Origin of the sequence: Sulfurospirillum sp. 1612 (genome assembly GCF_036556685.1) — a bacterium.
GTDB lineage: Bacteria > Campylobacterota > Campylobacteria > Campylobacterales > Sulfurospirillaceae > JAADIZ01.
The window spans coordinates 441,152-457,024 of the sequence record NZ_CP140614.1 but is presented as its reverse complement, the minus strand read 5'-3'; the positions used below and the strand labels follow the sequence as shown (position 1 = coordinate 457,024).

At 38.8% G+C, this 15,873-nt stretch carries 17 protein-coding genes; 5 read left to right on the top strand and 12 right to left on the bottom strand.

Going from position 1 to position 15,873, the window contains the following annotated elements:
* Positions 1–9 precede the first annotated feature (9 nt).
* From SFB89_RS02305 to aroQ, 5 genes are read right to left on the bottom strand one after another with little or no spacing between them, the layout of a single operon-like run.
* Positions 10–888, bottom strand: a complete 879-nt coding sequence (locus SFB89_RS02305) for a MinD/ParA family protein (RefSeq protein WP_331775339.1) — start codon at positions 886–888, stop codon at positions 10–12.
* On the bottom strand, positions 869–2,143 hold the full coding sequence (gene flhF / locus SFB89_RS02300; protein WP_331775338.1) for a flagellar biosynthesis protein FlhF: 1,275 nt from the start codon (positions 2,141–2,143) through the stop codon (positions 869–871). Before flhF ends, SFB89_RS02305 begins: the two co-directional genes overlap by 20 nt.
* Positions 2,140–2,634 (bottom strand): 2-amino-4-hydroxy-6-hydroxymethyldihydropteridine diphosphokinase, encoded by a 495-nt coding sequence (gene folK / locus SFB89_RS02295; RefSeq protein ID WP_331775337.1) that lies wholly within the window; start codon positions 2,632–2,634, stop codon positions 2,140–2,142. Before folK ends, flhF begins: the two co-directional genes overlap by 4 nt.
* Positions 2,631–3,659 carry a M24 family metallopeptidase gene (locus tag SFB89_RS02290; RefSeq protein WP_331775336.1) on the bottom strand — a complete coding sequence of 343 codons (1,029 nt, stop codon included), beginning with the start codon at positions 3,657–3,659 and terminating at the stop codon, positions 2,631–2,633. The genes folK and SFB89_RS02290 overlap by 4 nt, the downstream gene beginning before the upstream one ends.
* Positions 3,659–4,135, bottom strand: a complete 477-nt coding sequence (aroQ, locus tag SFB89_RS02285; RefSeq protein WP_331775335.1) for a type II 3-dehydroquinate dehydratase — start codon at positions 4,133–4,135, stop codon at positions 3,659–3,661. The genes SFB89_RS02290 and aroQ overlap by 1 nt, the downstream gene beginning before the upstream one ends.
* Positions 4,136–4,255: 120 nt before the next feature.
* Here aroQ and SFB89_RS02280 point away from each other — a divergent pair, with 120 nt between their 5' ends.
* From SFB89_RS02280 to SFB89_RS02265, 4 genes are all read left to right on the top strand, one after another.
* On the top strand, positions 4,256–4,831 hold the full coding sequence (locus SFB89_RS02280; RefSeq protein WP_331775334.1) for a DJ-1/PfpI family protein: 576 nt from the start codon (positions 4,256–4,258) through the stop codon (positions 4,829–4,831).
* A gap of 92 nt (positions 4,832–4,923) precedes the next feature.
* Positions 4,924–6,147 carry an aminofutalosine deaminase family hydrolase gene (gene mqnF / locus SFB89_RS02275; protein ID WP_331775333.1) on the top strand — a complete coding sequence of 408 codons (1,224 nt, stop codon included), beginning with the start codon at positions 4,924–4,926 and terminating at the stop codon, positions 6,145–6,147.
* Positions 6,144–7,007: a signal peptide peptidase SppA gene (gene sppA, locus SFB89_RS02270; protein ID WP_331775332.1), complete on the top strand. Its 864-nt coding sequence runs from the start codon at positions 6,144–6,146 to the stop codon at positions 7,005–7,007. Before mqnF ends, sppA begins: the two co-directional genes overlap by 4 nt.
* 164 nt (positions 7,008–7,171) lie before the next feature.
* Positions 7,172–8,617: an acetyl-CoA carboxylase biotin carboxylase subunit gene (locus tag SFB89_RS02265; RefSeq protein WP_331775331.1), complete on the top strand. Its 1,446-nt coding sequence runs from the start codon at positions 7,172–7,174 to the stop codon at positions 8,615–8,617.
* Between the two features lie 38 nt (positions 8,618–8,655).
* Here the strand turns inward: SFB89_RS02265 and xseA are convergent, their stop codons facing one another.
* Entirely contained in the window at positions 8,656–9,924 is a 1,269-nt protein-coding gene (gene xseA / locus SFB89_RS02260) for an exodeoxyribonuclease VII large subunit (RefSeq protein WP_331775330.1), read from the bottom strand.
* Complete coding sequence (gene ubiE, locus SFB89_RS02255) at positions 9,921–10,637, bottom strand: bifunctional demethylmenaquinone methyltransferase/2-methoxy-6-polyprenyl-1,4-benzoquinol methylase UbiE (protein ID WP_331775329.1); 717 nt, start codon at positions 10,635–10,637, stop codon at positions 9,921–9,923. Before ubiE ends, xseA begins: the two co-directional genes overlap by 4 nt.
* An 86-nt stretch (positions 10,638–10,723) precedes the next feature.
* On the opposite strand from ubiE, the gene SFB89_RS02250 reads away from it, so the two are divergent.
* Positions 10,724–11,041: a DUF309 domain-containing protein gene (locus tag SFB89_RS02250; RefSeq protein ID WP_331775328.1), complete on the top strand. Its 318-nt coding sequence runs from the start codon at positions 10,724–10,726 to the stop codon at positions 11,039–11,041.
* Here the strand turns inward: SFB89_RS02250 and ribD are convergent.
* From ribD to SFB89_RS02225, 5 genes are all read right to left on the bottom strand, one after another.
* A complete protein-coding gene (ribD, locus tag SFB89_RS02245) occupies positions 11,038–12,045 on the bottom strand; it encodes a bifunctional diaminohydroxyphosphoribosylaminopyrimidine deaminase/5-amino-6-(5-phosphoribosylamino)uracil reductase RibD (protein WP_331775327.1) in 1,008 nt (335 codons plus the stop codon). The genes SFB89_RS02250 and ribD overlap by 4 nt on opposite strands.
* Complete coding sequence (locus SFB89_RS02240) at positions 12,039–12,467, bottom strand: ribosome maturation factor RimP (RefSeq protein WP_331775326.1); 429 nt, start codon at positions 12,465–12,467, stop codon at positions 12,039–12,041. The genes ribD and SFB89_RS02240 overlap by 7 nt, the downstream gene beginning before the upstream one ends.
* Positions 12,460–12,819, bottom strand: a complete 360-nt coding sequence (rbfA, locus tag SFB89_RS02235) for a 30S ribosome-binding factor RbfA (protein WP_331775325.1) — start codon at positions 12,817–12,819, stop codon at positions 12,460–12,462. The genes SFB89_RS02240 and rbfA overlap by 8 nt, the downstream gene beginning before the upstream one ends.
* 94 nt (positions 12,820–12,913) lie before the next feature.
* Positions 12,914–15,640, bottom strand: a complete 2,727-nt coding sequence (gene infB / locus SFB89_RS02230; protein ID WP_331775324.1) for a translation initiation factor IF-2 — start codon at positions 15,638–15,640, stop codon at positions 12,914–12,916.
* Positions 15,633–15,866 carry a DUF448 domain-containing protein gene (locus SFB89_RS02225; protein WP_331776041.1) on the bottom strand — a complete coding sequence of 78 codons (234 nt, stop codon included), beginning with the start codon at positions 15,864–15,866 and terminating at the stop codon, positions 15,633–15,635. Before SFB89_RS02225 ends, infB begins: the two co-directional genes overlap by 8 nt.
* Positions 15,867–15,873: the final 7 nt, after the last annotated feature.

Sequence of the window (15,873 nt, the reverse complement as noted above, 5' to 3'; positions counted from 1 at the left end):
ATGATGTCTTTAAAATTGTTCGATTAGCCTTTTGAAAAAACTACCAAAACTTCTATTTACTCCATCTTTAAGCACTTTTCGTTCCAACTTGTAAACAAGATGATTGACAATCTTTTTCATATCCATTGATGCTAGGGAACTTGGCGCATCATTTGTGAACAACGTGCGTTGTTTGATACTCTTAGCTACCAACTTGTCTTCTGAGAGTTTTCCGATTAAATTCAGTTCCAATTGCTCACCGATATTTTGTCGTGCTACTTTTTTTATTTTATCAAAAATTAATGATGCTTCTTTGTCATTTTTCACCATGTTAAGAATCATAAAGAGTGAAGATTTGACTTTGCTGGTCACTTTGATAGTCGCATAAGCATCCGTAATCGCCGCGGGATCTGGTACCGTGACCACAATCACCTCATCAGCGGCTTCTAAAAAGAGTTGAATATGCCCACCAATGCCCGCACCCGTATCTATAATAATAAAATCTAAATCATCCAACATGGAACTCTCATCAAAAAAGCGTTCAAATATAAATTGATCACTGTATTTTAGAATTTCATCACCACTTTCCCCGGGGATTAAGACAAGATTTTTATTCACAGGAATGATAATATCCTTGAGGGCACACTCGCCTTTTAAGACGTGTAGGATATTTTTATTAATACGAACATTCAAGATGACATCAAGATTGGCCAAACCGATATCCGCATCAAGCAAGGCGACCTTAAAGCCATTTTGAGACAGAATATTGGCAATATTGGCACTAATAGTACTCTTTCCCACGCCCCCTTTTCCACTGGTAATAGCGATGTATTTTGTATGCGCACGGGGCTGTGCTTCTCGCTGTTCTCCAACAATCGCTTTGAGTTTATTAGCTTGATTGTTTATCATCTTTTTCCTTCTTGGCATTAAAGCCTTCCAATATGCACTGGACTAAAAAATCACTCGATGCGGTTTCAAGGTCATCTGGCACCTCTTGTCCTGTCGAAAAGTAACTCACGGGTTTATTAATATTATAAATTAAAGAAAAAATCGTACCAAACACTTTGGTTTCATCAAATTTTGTAAAGATTAACGTGTCAATATCTAAAAATTCATAATTTTTGTAAATCTCTTCTAAATCGTCAAGTTTATACCCCGCAGATAAGACAAGATTGACATCAATTTGAAAATCACTCTTTCGGATGAATTCATTGAGTTTTGAGAGCTTTTCTTTATCATACTGAGAACTCCCCACCGTGTCAATCAAGATAATATCACAATGACTGAGCGAATTGAGTGCATCGTTAAAATCATTAGGATCTACCACATCTTCGATTGGCAATCGCATCATTTTCGCATATTGAAACAGTTGTTCCACCGCTCCAATCCGGTACGTATCTAAGGTGATAATCCCTACTTTACTACGTTTTTCCAATAGATACGAATATCGAGCTGCTAATTTGGCAATGGTCGTTGTTTTTCCCACTCCTGTAGGCCCAACAAACATCATGACCTTTTTAATTTTTCGGTTCATCGGTGTCTCAACACGCACCGGAATGAGTTTGCGCAATAAGACTTGAAAATAACGTTTGATGGTCTCACTATTAGAACGCATCCGGGCTGGCATATGCTCTAATGTTAGGTTCATGATATTTTCGAGATGATCCTCACCCATGCCACTTTTTTTTGCTAATTTATAAATTTCTGCAAATTCTGCGGGGATTTGCAAATGGTTTCGGTTGGGTGCCTTTTCTTCCCAAAACATTTCTTGGATTAATTTTATCTTATCCGCCAATTTAGTAATTTCATCTTTGATGGTCGTAATCTCTTCATTGGCTTTTTGATTATTCTCATGACCACTTGATGGTTTCTGACCAATCGCATTGGTGGTGACATTAGCAATCTGAGATATTTGCTTTGCGGCCTCTGAAATATTGACAAGCATATCATCAGGACGCGTCTCATGATGCAAAGGTTTTGTCATGTTTTTTTGTGGAGGCTGTGTCTCTTCCACGCCGACAATGACCTCATACAGTGAAGAAGAATTGATGGTTTTTTTTCTTATCTGTTTGGTACTCACAACCAATGCATTTTCGCCACATTCAGCTTGCGCTTGTTTGAGTGCTAGTGCAGGGGTTTCGGCACTAAAAGTTAGAAATTTCACACGCGTTCCTTTATTACATAACCTAGAGGTATCATCACGCTGATACGTTCGCTCCACTTCGGATGGGGAATCGTCAATTTTGCGCTTTTTATTCTAATGTCATCAAAAAATATTATATCCAAATCCATACTCCTTGGTGCATTTTTGAAACTTCTTTCTCTTTTTTGTAATTGTTCTATATGTAACAAATTCTTCAACATCTCACGCGGTGCCATTGAGGTTTGCAACACAAATACCGCATTGAAAAAATCTGCTTGCTCCAGATAACCAAATGGTGGGTTTTTCAAAATCGGAGAAGTTTGAACAATGTGAAATCGTCGGTCCTTTTTAAAATACCTAAAAACGGCATCAAATCGCCCCAACACATTGCCAATATTACCTCCGATTCCTACGACTACCTGATGTTTAAAGAACGCCTTTTTTTTGTATCGCTTAGGAAAATTCTTTGAAAAATAGAGTGTCAAATCTTGATTTAAAATAATCTCTTTCAACTAATAATCTCAACATCCGTTTCTCTAGCAATCACCGTATCTTCGATACGAACACCAAATTCGCCCGGTAGATAAATGCCCGGTTCAATAGTAAAGACCATATTTTCTTCGATAATATCTTGACTTCTTGCCCCAATCACAGGCAATTCATGAATATCCAAGCCCACACCATGACCGGTTGAGTGGATAAAATATTGACCAAAACCTGCTTTTTCAATCACCTCACGTCCGGCCCTATCTATCTCACTCGCCCGCACGCCTGCTTTGGCTTTTTTGATGGAGGCATCGTGTGCTTTTAAAACCGTATCATAAACTTTTTGTCTCAGAGCATCTTTGAATTTCATATTTTTTTCAAAGACCATATTGTGGCTCACTTCTGCGGTTCGGGTTCGATCAGAACAATATCGCTGATATTTAACCCCCGCATCCAATAAGAGCAGTTCAGATTCTCGCAATACATCATCACTCGGCAAAGCATGAGGTTTTGCAGCATTGGCACCCAAAGCGACGATAGGAGAAAAACTAAGTTCTAATTCTCCATAATTTTTGAAGATATTCTCAGCTTCATTAAAAAGTCGCTTCTCATTCAATCCGATTCCTCGCTCTCGTACAAACGCGGCAAACGCATCAAAAGCATCAGCGCCTTTGCGTGCTGCCACTCTTAAAATATCAAGCTCATGATCGCTTTTGATGATTCTTTTTTGTTGTGAAAAATTGACCTTTTGTGAAAAATTGATGTTGAGTTTTGAACTCAATCTCTCAAACTCACCCACCGACCATTCATAAGGATTATAGATCAATGTTGCAATTTTGGATTTCCGCAGCAAAGTACGCGCGACCTTCATCGGATCTCTGCGGTCCATCTCTACCACTTCCGCATTTTTGATGTATTCTTTGGCTTCTGTGATATATCTGGCATCGGTCAAGAAATATGCCGCATCCTCTAATTTTAAAAATATTTCATTATCACATGAAAAGCCGCACTCATAATAGACGGCATTTTCATCTTTTAGTATGTAATTCATTATGCTTTGGCTTGTTCTTCTTGCATTTTTTGAGCGGCTTCCATTTCACCTAACATTTGCAACAATGAAATCATCGCCAAGTGATAACCAAAAGGTCCAAATCCTGAAATAACACCCGTACTTGCTGGAGCTGTCATAGAGTGTGCACGAAACTCTTCTCTTCTAAAGATATTACTGATATGTACTTCAATAGCAGGTAAAGAGACCGCATTAATCGCATCTCTGATGGCAATAGAAGTATGAGAATATGCCGCAGGATTGATGATAATACCATCAGCATCACCCAAACATTCTTGGATTTTATCGACCAATTCACCTTCTAAATTTGATTGAAAAAATTCGATTTCTGCACCGTTTTGTTTTGCAACTGCTTCCATTTGAGCATGGATTTCTTCTAATTTCATTGGCCCGTAGATGTTTTGCTCTCTATGTCCGAGCATATTTAAATTTGGTCCTTGTATTACGACAATTTTCACATTTCTTCCTTTGTTTAAAAAATTTCTTTATTATACCAATCGCAAGTAAAAAAAATTATTAAGTGTTTGTTTATTAAGATGCGTTATACTTCTCCTATCTCAATTTCACAAGGAGTCAATATGAGTAAAATTTTATTTATCGTAGGCGATTTTGTAGAAGATTATGAAGTCATGGTACCCTTTCAAGCCCTAGCTGCCGTCGGCCATGAGGTGATTGCGGTATGTCCTGAAAAAAAGGCAGGCGATTCAATCAGAACCGCGATTCACGACTTTGAAGGAGATCAAACTTATAGTGAAAAACCCGGCCACAATTTTACACTCAATGGCACGTTTAGTGACATCGATGTCAAAAGTTTTGATGCTCTGGTTATCCCCGGCGGACGCGCGCCAGAATATCTGAGACTGAACACAACAGTGATAGAATTCGTCAAACATTTTGCAGACACCAACAAACCCATCGCGGCGGTGTGTCATGGTGCGCAAATACTCGCAGCGGCCAATGTTCTCAAAAACAAAGCTTGCTCTGCCTACCCTGCTTGCGCTCCAGAAGTACGAGAAGCTGGTGGGACGTATCAAGACATCGAAGTGACAGATGCCTTCACAGATGGCAACCTCGTCACTGCACCGGCGTGGCCAGCACATCCTGCATGGATTGCACAATTTTTAAAAGTTCTCGGAACAAAAATAACACTATAAATTATTGGGGTTATATGAAAATATAATCCCAAAATTATACGCCTCTTTTTCTCATTTATGCTACAATTTTGAAAAATTATAAGGGTTTTGATTTGAAGATATTACAAGCAGATTATATACTAACATGCAACGATGATTTTGAGATTATCACAGATGGTGCCATCTGTTTTGATGACACCATCATCGAGATAGGCAAAAGCCAGACCATCCTAAATAAATACAAAGATACCCCTGTCATTTGGGCGGGGAAAAATTCTGTCTTACTTCCTGGACTCATTAATACACACGTTCATCTTGAATTTAGTGCCAATACCACATCATTGACCTATGGTGATTTTATTCCATGGCTCAATAGTGTCATTAAAAATCGCGATGCTATTTTAGATGCGGGAGGGGCAGGATGCATGGAAGAACAATTGCAAAAAATGCTGCATTCTGGCACGACGACTTTAGGGGAAATTAGCAGTTTTGGAGATGATTTTGATGTGTGTGTCAAAACCCCTCAAAAAGTCGTCTATTTTACCGAACTCTTGGGCTCACGCCCCGATAGTGTGGATGTTTTGTTTCAAGACTTTCAATCAAAACTGCACCACAGTGAAGATTCCAGAAGCGATACATTTATCCCTGCTATCTCGATTCATTCACCCTATTCAACCCACCCAATTTTAGCTAAAAATGCTCTAGATATCGCACGAAAAGAAAATTATCCTGTCTCGACACATTTTATGGAGAGTACGGCTGAGCGGGATTGGCTCGATAGTGGTACGGGAGATTTTATGAACTTTTTCAACGCCTTTGCGCCCAATGCCAGACCGTTTGTGAACGCTCTTGAATATTTAGATCTTTTTCAAGATACCCATACACTCTTTACCCATTGCACCAAAGCCCATCATGATGAAATAGAAAAAATCCAAAAGATGGGAGGATGTATCACCCACTGTCCGGTGTCAAACCGTCTTTTGAATTCCGGACGGCTTGAAATCGAAAATATAGACAAAAAGATGCTCACTTTAGGGACTGATGGTTTGAGTTCAAATCTCTCTTTAAGCCTTTGGGATGAGATGCGCGCGGCTTTGATGCTCCATTATCAGGGTGATTTGAGATTATTATCACGCTTGCTTTTAAAGATGAGTACCACTCAAGCGGCCAGTGCCCTTGGATTGAATAATGGTGCACTCAAAGAGAAAAAAGATGCTGATATTATTGCTTTGCATCTCCCTTCAAAACTACAATCCCTAGAAGATTTGTGTACGCAAATCATCCTACATACTAAAGTAGTCGATAAAGCCTTTATCAACGGAAAGGAAATATTATGATATTTTTTCGATTTTTAGGGAGGATTTTAGATTACATTCAAAACCATTTTAAAGCCTTTATTTTTTTATTATTGCTGGTGGTCCTTTTCGCTCCTTTTGGTAGTGACAATTTGCAAAAACCTAACCTCAGCGTGATCAAAATAGAGGGAGAAATTGGGAATATTGATAAAATCATGGATGAGATTTCTCAAGCTACCCATAATCCTGCCATCAAAGGTGTTTTACTCAAAGTAGACTCTCCCGGTGGTGCACTCGCCCCTTCTGTGGAGCTCTCCTTGGCGATTAAGAGACTAGCATCTCATAAACCCGTCATCGCTTATGCCAGTGGGAATATGACCAGTGGGAGCTATTATGCTTCAATCTGGGCTAATAAAATCATCGCCAATCCCGGCGCCTTTATCGGCTCTATTGGCGTATTGTTTCAAGCCCCTAATATCGAAGAGTTAGCTCATAAACTCGGAGTCAAAGAGCAGGTTGTCACCGCGGGCGCTTACAAACAAATGGGTACGATAACACGAAAATGGACACCAAAAGAAAAAGCTGCGATGAAGACATTGGTGGATGATGCTTATGCGATGTTTGTTCGCGATGTGTCAAAGGCGAGAAAATTAAACATCAAAAAATCAACCGATTATGCTGATGCAAAAGTTTTTCTAGCACAAAAAGCAAAAAATCAAGGACTTATTGATGAAGTTGGCTCTTTGTACCAAGCCCAACAAGAGTTGATTGCTTTGGCAAAAGTTTCCCATCCTATTTGGAAAAAGCCACAATATGATATGGAAAAATTTTTAAAAGAGCTCAAAGCCAATAGCTTTTTTTCATTAATGCATCTTGAAAATTTAGCAGGACAATTGAGATAAAATCTTTGAAAATACTTGATGTGCTTATATGTTTTTGAAAAATGATACTTTAATATCACATATTTAGTTTTTATTAAGAATTTTATATTTTTTTCAACCGCATTTACCTATAATTATAAAAAGCTATATTGCTATTTTTACACTATTAAAAAAGGACTTTTATCGTGATTAAAAAGATATTAATCGCCAATCGAGGCGAAATTGCATTGCGTATCATCAGAGCATGCAAAGAGTTAAATATCAAAAGTGTTTCAGTTTTCTCAGAGGTTGACATCCACGGTGTATGGCTAAAAAAAGCAGATGAGTGTTATCCTATCTTAGGAGATCCCATCAAGGCATATTTAGACTATGAAAAGATTGTCTCTTTGGCAAAAAAAGCCGACTGTGATGCCATCCATCCAGGATATGGATTTTTGTCAGAAAGTCCTGAATTTGCAGAATATTGTGAAAAGAACGGCATCATATTTATTGGACCGAAATCTGAACATATTGCACTCTTTGGTGATAAGATTGCGTCCAAACAAGCGATGCGACGTGTTGGAATTCCGGTACTTCCTGGTACTGATGAGCCTATCGATGATGTGGATAAAGCGGTTCAAATCGCCAAAGAAATCGGTTTTCCTGTTATCATCAAAGCCGCTTATGGTGGTGGTGGACGTGGCATGCGCGTCGTTTATGAAGCAAAAGATTTTAAAAAACTTTACGAAGCAGCTACCAATGAGGCCAAAAAATTCTTTGGCAATGGTGCGGCATTTGTAGAAAAATTTCTGGATAATCCACGGCATATCGAAGTGCAAATTATTGCCGATCGATTTGGAAATGTTGTCCATCTTGGAGAGCGTGATTGCTCCATACAAAGAAAGCATCAAAAAGTCATCGAAGTAGCGCCTTCTCCAAGACTCGATAATCAAACACGAAAAGAAATTTATCGGGCATCACAAAAGGCAATGTTTCGCCTTGGATATGAAAATGTTGGGACGATTGAATATCTTGTTGATAAAAATAATGACTTTTATTTTATCGAAATGAATACGCGCGTCCAAGTCGAACATCCCATCACTGAAGCCATCAGTGGTATCGATATTGTTCAAAGAATGATTCAAATCGCAGGCGGTGATAAATTACGATATTTACAAGAAGAGATTACCTTCCGCGGTTATGCGATTGAGTTTCGTATTAATGCTGAAGACCCTAAAAAAGGATTTGCTCCTTCACCAGGGAAAATCACCGAACACCTCTCCTCTGGTGGACCAGGAGTACGGTTAGATTCGATTGCGTACAAAGGCTATACCATACCACCACATTATGATTCTATGATTACTAAATTGGTCATTTGGAATTTGGATTGGCAGGGTGCTGTCAACAAAGCACGCCGTGCTCTTGATGGATTTATCGTCAGAGGTGTGGCCAACAATATTCCACTACACAGACAAATTGTGCGAGATGAAGATTTTATCAATGGTACTTTTGATACGGGATATCTTGACAAGAAATTACCACATTTCAGCCTCGATGCGATTGATGATATGGAACAAGAAACACTCAAGATGGACCGCATCGCCAAAATGATTGAAAGCATCAAGAAAAATAATCTAACCGTACACCAATAACATCATGATAACGGTGCGTCTGTCTATAAGACGCTCCGTTAGTCAATCTTTTTTTTGGACATTACTTTAGATTCGATGATGACATGTTGGGTTTGTAACTCAAAAATATCATCCCGTTGTAATTCCTCCGCTCGTATCGTTTTTCCAGCGCGGATGACTTGTGCAAACGTTTCATTTAATCCCAATGTTGGGTCTTTGGCACTAAAAGCTTCTTTCAGATTGCGAAGCATTTGCTCCCATTTGATGAGATTTTGATGATGCGTAAAAGAGAGATTTTCTGCTAGAACTATTTTTTGGCGTTGCTTGGTTTCGAGTACTTGGGTCAGTTTAGCAATAAACTGCTCCTTTAATATTTTAACCTCACGACTCATCATATCAATTTTCTGTTCAAAAGAGTAGCGTTTAAATTCATGCTTGAGATTCAGCAATTCTTGATTTTTTTGATGGATGATTCGCCCAAAAAGGCTCTGAATACGGTCACTTAATCCATCCAAACCCAGCAGGATTTCCACTTTATCCGGCAAAATCATCTCCATAGCAGCCGATGGCGTCGGCGCTCTAAGATCAGCAACAAAATCACTAATCACAAAATCAATCTCATGTCCTACCGCTGATACGATAGGCGTATGCGCTCTAAAAATAGCATCTGCAACAATTTCTTCATTGAAACCCCACAAATCCTCAATACTCCCACCCCCTCGGGATACAACAATCACATCAACCCCAAGGGTATCGGCATAAGCGATATTTTTAGCAATATGAACCGCGCTACTATCTCCTTGTACGATAGTATCTAAAATCTTAATCTTGACCAAAGGCCACCGTTTTTGAGCGACGCGCAACATATCTTGAAGTGCTGCGCCCGTTCCTGATGTCACCAGTGCCATAGTTTTGATATTTTTGGGGATTATTTTTTTGTTTTTAGGATCAAAATAACCCCGATGTTTCAATTTTTCTTTGAGTTGCTCATAGGCTTTGGCCAGAGCACCACTGCCAGATGGCTCAATGGCCACACAATTGAGCTGATAACTCCCTCTTGGTACAAACACGGAGATTGAACCATGAATGATAACATTCATCCCCTCTTCCAGACGAAATTTCATCTTGGAATTATTACCTTTGAACATCACGCAAGAGAGGGTGGATTTGTCATCTTTTATCGAAAAATATAGGTGCCCTGAGCTGTGATAAGTAAATCGTGAGACTTCTCCCTCAACACAAACATGAATAAAAGTACTCTCAAGCAAAGATTTAATCTGCGTGTTGAGACTGCTGACACTTTGGGTTTGACTCAAGAGTTCACTCATCGTTTTTTTGCTATGACCAAAGTCGAGATATCCATAGAAAAGCTTTTGGCAAATTCGGTATCAAATCCCGCTTGGTCTAGCTCTTTTTGTAACATGCCAGAGGTTAAGAATCCTTCGATGGAATTTGGAAGATATTCATACGCTTCTTTATTTTTAGAGATAAAGGCACCAATTTTCGGTAATACTTTATTAAGATAAAAATCTTTGAGTGCAAAAAGTGGGCCTTTTTTGTCATCTTTGGTAAATTCTAAAATCACGACATAACCACCCGGTTTAACAACACGTGCAAACTCAGCAAAAGCGGCTTCTCTCTTGACAACATTGCGGATGCCATAACTGATGCTTAAAATATCTGCTGTTTCATTTTCGAGAGGAATTTGTGTGGCTTCGCTAATTACAAATTCAAAATCCGGAAACTTCTCTTTGCCCACTTGCGTCATACCCTTTGAAGGATCAACACCAAGGATTTTCACGACATCAATACCCGCATGTTCTGCACGTTTTTTCCAATATCCCATCATATCACCCGTACCACAAGCCACATCTACGATAAGATCAATCGGTCTATTATAGCGTGCAAAAGTCTCATCGCATGCTTTTTTTCTCCATTGGATATCAATTCCCATGCTCAATACGCGGTTCGCTTTGTCGTAAGTCGGCGCAATATCGTCAAACATCTTTACTATTTTTTCTTGTTTATTCGTTGGTGTCAAAACAGTCCCTTGTCATTATCTAGTAAAACATACTAAATTAAAAATTTTCTGCTATTATACCCTACAAATTTAAATTAGGGGAAATTTTGAAAGATATTGAAAAATTTTTAGAAGCAATTTGTGAGGAAGATTTTGTTGAAGGGCACGAAGTACTCGAAGATCGTTGGCGTGAACTCAAGAAAAATCCAGAGACTTTGGATGAAAGTAAAATCTTGAAAGGTCTCATCAATGGCTCAACAGCATTGGCACTTAAAATCATGGGAAAAGAGACCGGTGCGAAAACCGTGTGGAGTACTTTTGAGAAATATCGCCCACTCATTCAAAGCGTTCCTTGTGTGGATACTGCGAACTATAAAATTGCTGAGAAAATGTTAGATGACAAATATCAAAAATATATGATTTAGATTTTTTGATACCATGACAATCGGTCATGCTCGAGTTTTATTGAGTTGAGCTCTTGTAATTTTAAATCCAAATCAATGTGATGCCCTCGCTTGAAGTTTGGTGACCTAAAGATAGCATACAAATCTACGAACTCTCGACTGGCATCTAACATACCAGCTCCTCCTTCTATCATGACACATTTATATTCTTTGATACGTTCTAAATGATCTTCGATAAAAACGCGACGATTTTGTACTTGAAAAAGGGGAATTGTGGGATCAAAATCTTTTTTTTTCGAATAAATCATGACATCTGGGGCTCGTCCATGATTTAATCTCGAATCTAATATGGGTCTATCCATGCGTACCGTATTACCGCCAATAACTAGCAAATCAATCTGCGTGCGATATTGGTGGACCAACATCCGCGAGGTCGCATCGGTGATAATACCCCCATCAATCACACCATTGGCACTCATAGCCAATTTAAAAAATACAAAGTTACCTTGCTGCCATTTTCTAAAAGGAAAGCTCAGCATCTCACACGCATGAGAAGACTCTAAGACATCAACACCAATCCCTTGTGCTTTTAAATACGCCGCACCACCGTGTGCTTCATCATTGGAATCCATTTGTCCAATGACGACACGTTTAAAGCCTAAACCCTTGATAAGACGAGAACATGGGGGCGTCTTGCCATGATGATGACAAGGCTCTAATGTTACATAAATGGTGCACTTTTTAAAGATATCATGACGGTGGTCTAAAAGGTAGTGATGGATAGCATCTGATTGCTTTATGCCAAGAATATTCGCATCATGGGTCATAGTAAAATAAGCATTTTTGATGGCTTCAACTTCTGCGTGAGGTAGCCCTGCTTGATGATGGGCACCTAAGGCTATCACCGCACCGTTTTCATCAACAATCAAAGCACCAACTGCAGGATTTGGATATGTAAGAATTTGATATTTCCAAGCCTCATCAACGGCTTGTTGCATCAAAGAAATATCGATAGGAGTTACCATTTATAGTACGTTCTAGCCTTGTCGATATCCGCCATATTAATAGGGATAATTTTATCATCTTGTGCAATTTCTAAAGTTTTACCATCAAAAGATTTTAAAACCCCTATAATCTTTTCGGCATCATGACATTTGATTTTGACCGTCTCTCCAATACTTCCTTTAAAATGCTCTGCTTTTCGTAAGCGTCTCTCAATACCAGGGGAGCTTACCTCCAGCGTATAAGGCCCATTAATCGGAGGATTCAAGTCTAAGATAGGAGAGAGAATTGAGGAAATTTTTCCACACATATCTAAGGTGACACCCGATTTTGATGTGATGTAAATCCTGAAGATTTTAGCACCCCCTTCATCAGCCACCTCGGTATCATACAGCTCTACCTCATTGTCTTTGAGTATATTTTTTATTGTTTCAATATCAACCATGTAACTCTTTCTCTATTTTTTCAAATAATTTATCCATCTCATTTTGTTTTTTTAGACTTTCATCAAATTTAAAATGAAAATTTGGACAACGAAACCAGCCTTCTGCTTGCATGCAATAATTTTGCAAATGTCGATTGATTTTTTTGAGGTGTTTTAATATATAAGCTTTCTCGTCACTATCAAATGCCATTTCATCCAAATAGACTTCTGCATCATATTTTCCTCGGCTACATACGACATCAATCACACAGAGATTACTCAACATTTCATCACTCAATGTGGCCAACGCTTCAGGCAACAACTCTTTTAATACACTTTGGGTTCTTTGTAATTTAATACTTTTATCATTCATGCTCTGTCTCCTTTAGCCACGAATACGCTCATGACTAAATGCTTCTCATTAAACTTTATTGAACCAAGTATCATCCTTGGTTCAATTTCCCGTACTAAAGGGTTGCTCTCTCTTCGACTTCTTTAAAGCTTTCCATATAATCACCGACTTTGATATCATTAAAGCCATCGATTCCGATACCACATTCGTACCCTTTTCCGACTTCTTTAACATCATCTTTGAAACGTTTCAATGATGATACCGTCCCTTCATACACGATAACACCTTCACGAATCAAGCGAACTTTCACGCCTCTATTAATAGAGCCATCTGTTACAATACAACCGGCAATGGCACCAATTTTTGGCACATTGAAGACTTCTCTAACTTCTGCTTGTCCGATATGTTCTTCTCTGATAACCGGTGCTAACATACCAATGACGAGGTTTTTAACATCATCAATCAAATCATAAATAATATTGTATGTTTTAATTTCTACACCACTATTTTTAGCACGTTCTTTCACGCTTCCTGTCGGTCTTACGTTAAAGCCTAAAATAATACAATTTTCACTGGCGCCTGCTAAGCCAACATCACTCTCTGTAATACCACCGATTCCAGAACTGATGACATCGATTTTGGTTTCACTGGTTTTAATTTTTGCCAATGAGCCTTTGATAGCCTCAAGAGAACCACCCGTATCTGCTTTAATAATAACTGGTAATGTTTTCAAAGCACCCTCAGCAATCATCGCACTCAATTCATCGATGGTTACTTTTGTCGATTTAGAAAGCTCTTTTTGTCTCAAATATTCGGCACGTTTTTTAGCATATTCTCTTGCAATTTTATCGCTCTCTACGCTCACAAGCGTCTCTCCTGCTTCTGGCACAGAACTGAGTCCAAGTACGACAACCGGCTCGCCTGGTTTTGCTGATTTTACAGCATTGCCTTCATCATCTAAAAGGGCTTTAACCTTACCGTGAGCCACGCCAGCTACGACAGTATCTCCAACATGAAGTGTTCCATCTTGGATAACAACGGTAGAAACGGTTCCTTTTCCTTTTTCTACGGAGCTTTCAATCACCGCAGCTTTCGCTTCTTTTGAAGGGTCTGCTTTCAACTCTAACACTTCTGATTGAATCAATATCACTTCAAGAAGTTCATCAATTCCCATACCTGTTTTGGCACTAATACCCACAAATTCATAGCTTCCACCCCAATCTACTGGTGTGATATCAAGTTCAGCTAATTGAGACTTCACTAAGTCTGGATTTGCATTTTCTTTATCCATTTTATTGACGGCGATGATAATAGGCACATTGGCGGCTTTTGAGTGATCAATCGCCTCTTTTGTTTGTGGCATCACACCATCATCTGCGGCAACAACGATAATAACGACATCCGTCACTTCAGCACCACGTGAACGCATTTGTGTAAATGCTTCATGACCTGGAGTATCTATAAAAGTGATGTTTTTGCCATTTTTCTCAACCATATAAGCGCCCACGTGTTGGGTGATACCACCGGCTTCTCCACTGGCAACTTTTGAACTTCTAATATAATCAAGAAGTGAGGTTTTACCATGATCAACATGACCCATAATCGTGACGACAGGGGTTCGCTCAACCAATTTTTCTTCACTACTTTGTGTATATTGTTTCACATAATCAAATTCTTCTTGTTCATCAACCGTTGTGACGGAAAGATCAAATGAATCTGCTAATATTTCAATGGCATCTTTATCCAAAAAGTCATTTTTTGTTACCATAACACCTAAGGTGAAAAGCTCTTTAATCACTTCTCCGATAGATTTATTAATTTTTTCTGCAAATTCATATACACGAATATCTTCAGGAATTTCTATTGAATTAATCACTTCTAATGTTTTCTCTTCCGGACGGCGGCGGCGTCTCTTTTTGGTTTGTCTTTGAATACCATGATTTAAGAAAGTAGATTTTTTTGTGCTCTTCATTTGAGATGGATCAATCTTTTTCTTATAGACTTCTTTGACTTCTTGTTTCACGGTAAAATCTGGCAAGACGACCATTTCTTCTTCTATTTCTAATGAGACGTCTTTCATCTGCATATTTAATTCTAAATTCACTTTTTGATTATGACTGCTTTTTTGAGAAGGAGTTTTTTTAGCTTTTTTCTTTTTCTTTGAACTCTCTTGGCTAGTACCAAATACCGATTCGATAGGATTTGTTTTTTTAGATGTTCCAAATGGCGATTTTAATGCAGATTTTACATCAGCATCATCAAAGGCATTTTTCTTCTCAGCTTCTGCGGCTTGATGTCTTCGATTCTTTTTGACGATGACCAAACCTCTTCTTTTTCTGACATTTGCAGATAAAGAAGGTTTTTCCTTTACAGGAGGTTCTTCTACTTTTGGAGTTTCCACTTTTTTCTCAGCAGGTTTGGCTTCTTCAGCATGCGTTTTAAGCGCTTTTGATGCTTCTACTTTTGCCTCTTTTATCTCTTCTTTGACCTCTTCTTTTTTCACTTGAGGTTTCTCTTCTTGAGGTTTATCTACGGATTGTTTTGGTGGCGGGGTTGGTTGCTTCTCTTTGACAACATCAGGTTTGGGTTCTGGTTTGGGCTCCACAACCTTCTCTTCAGTAACGACGTCTTTTTGCGCTTTAGAGTGCTCTTGCACGGCACTGCTGCTTGGACTACTTTTTTCACCCGTTAAAATAAAATTAATCAGACTCTCTGCCTCTTCGGGGCTGACACCACTGGAAGCAGCTTTTACATCAAATCCCATTTCAACCGCTTTTTCTACTATGTCTTTACTTTTGATTCCCATCTCTTTTGCTATCTCATGTATACGGATCTTACCCATTCGTATCTAACTCCTTCAGTATTTTGCCAAAATCTTCTATATTGTCGTATTTGATTCTAAATTTATGATTTAGAATTTTCATCAGTTTGTTTCTGTTGTTGGTGATGCATGCGGCGCACACATAAAAACTTCTCCCAGTCTTTTGAAAATTTACAAGCTTTTTATTATTTTCTTGAAAGCGGTATAAACCTTTTTGGGGAAATCTTGCCCTGCATACGATGCACATACGCGTC

What these genes read in the sequence shown, in the direction of transcription:
- SFB89_RS02280 (WP_331775334.1), top strand. Translation starts at nt 4,256, where the DNA reads ATGAGTAAAATTTTATTTATCGTAGGCGATTTTGTAGAAGATTATGAA.
- sppA (WP_331775332.1), top strand. Translation starts at nt 6,144, where the DNA reads ATGATATTTTTTCGATTTTTAGGGAGGATTTTAGATTACATTCAAAAC.
- xseA (WP_331775330.1), bottom strand. Translation starts at nt 9,924, where the DNA reads ATGAGTGAACTCTTGAGTCAAACCCAAAGTGTCAGCAGTCTCAACACG.
- SFB89_RS02225 (WP_331776041.1), bottom strand. Translation starts at nt 15,866, where the DNA reads ATGTGCATCGTATGCAGGGCAAGATTTCCCCAAAAAGGTTTATACCGC.
- rbfA (WP_331775325.1), bottom strand. Translation starts at nt 12,819, where the DNA reads ATGAATGATAAAAGTATTAAATTACAAAGAACCCAAAGTGTATTAAAA.
- SFB89_RS02305 (WP_331775339.1), bottom strand. Translation starts at nt 888, where the DNA reads ATGATAAACAATCAAGCTAATAAACTCAAAGCGATTGTTGGAGAACAG.
- SFB89_RS02240 (WP_331775326.1), bottom strand. Translation starts at nt 12,467, where the DNA reads ATGGTTGATATTGAAACAATAAAAAATATACTCAAAGACAATGAGGTA.
- ribD (WP_331775327.1), bottom strand. Translation starts at nt 12,045, where the DNA reads ATGGTAACTCCTATCGATATTTCTTTGATGCAACAAGCCGTTGATGAG.
- infB (WP_331775324.1), bottom strand. Translation starts at nt 15,640, where the DNA reads ATGGGTAAGATCCGTATACATGAGATAGCAAAAGAGATGGGAATCAAA.
- SFB89_RS02290 (WP_331775336.1), bottom strand. Translation starts at nt 3,659, where the DNA reads ATGAATTACATACTAAAAGATGAAAATGCCGTCTATTATGAGTGCGGC.